At 72.6% G+C, this 1,120-nt stretch carries 1 protein-coding gene; it reads right to left on the bottom strand.

Annotation, left to right across the window (positions count from 1 at the left end; genetic code table 11):
- The coding region (locus L0P92_RS44555; protein ID WP_234768827.1) for a GNAT family N-acetyltransferase at positions 1-1,021 on the bottom strand (1,021 nt) is incomplete at its 3' end.
- Between the last annotated feature and the right edge of the window lie 99 nt (positions 1,022-1,120).

Here is a 1,120-nt window from a genome sequence, read left to right as displayed (position 1 = left end):
CGCCGCCCCCGTCCCCGTCGACGACGTCGAGCACGAGCACCCCGTGCCCCTCGTACGTCCGCGCCTCCAGGGCCCGTACGACGTCCAGGATCCGCACCCACAGCCAGTCCGCCCGAGTCGTGACCCTGGCGGCCCGCGGATCGGGCAGGTAGAAGGGCAGAAGGTCGTCCGGGGCCCGCCAGCCGCTCTTCACCGTGGTGATCCAGTCGATCGAGCACAGATAGCGCCACAACGCGCGCTCGGCGTCCGGGGTCGCCGCGATCAGCCAGTTCACGGACGCCGTGTTGAGCGGCTGCTTGCCGTCGCCCCAGTGGTCGTCCGCCTGGTACGACACCAGACCCTGGACCTCGCCGCCCGCCGAGCGGTACACGGCGAAGAAGGGTTCGGTCCACGGGGACCTGTCCAGGCGCACCGCCCCGGTGGCGACCTGCCACCACCGCTCGTCCCGGTCGACAGCGCCCGGCTGCGCCCCGCGCACCCTCTCGTACAGCTCGGGTCCGAGCTTGCGTACGTCCGGCCCGTCCACGAGGTCGATACGGCCGCCGTCCTCGGGGCCGGACCATCTCCGGTCGAGGCCGGTGCGGGGGACGTCGACGGTCCACTGGGTGGTCCAGGTGGCGGGGCCGAAGCCGTAGCGGCCGTAGATCGGGTACTCGGCGGCGATCAGGGTGGCCACGACGTCGCCGCGGTCCTTCGCCGCGGTGAGGTCGTGGGCCATCATGCGGGTGAGGAGGCCTCTGCGGCGGTGGGTGGGGGTGACGGTGACGTTCGATATCGCGTCGGCGGGGACCGGGGTGCCGCCGACCGCGGTGATCTCCTGGGCGAAGGATCGGAACGTGGCGACGCAGCGGCCGTTGTCGAAGGCGCCGAGGGTGCGGGACGGGACGAGGTACGAGCTGCGGTCCGCGATCTCCGTGTCGGCGACGTCGGGGGTGCGGAGGAAGCCGGTGTTCAGGGCCCTGATCCAGTCGGGGATGTCGGCCTCGGTGATGGGGCGGACGTCGGGTTCGGGACGGCTCATGGGGTCACGGTAGGGGGGTGGCGGCCAGGAGTGCTCCCGATTTTCCTCGCCCCCGCCGCCCCTACCCGTCCCATCCCTGGGGGCTCCGCCCCCAGGGAT

The organism is Streptomyces muensis (assembly GCF_021474425.1).
Taxonomy (GTDB): domain Bacteria; phylum Actinomycetota; class Actinomycetes; order Streptomycetales; family Streptomycetaceae; genus Streptomyces; species Streptomyces muensis.
This window is presented reverse-complemented; position numbering and strand designations above follow the sequence as displayed.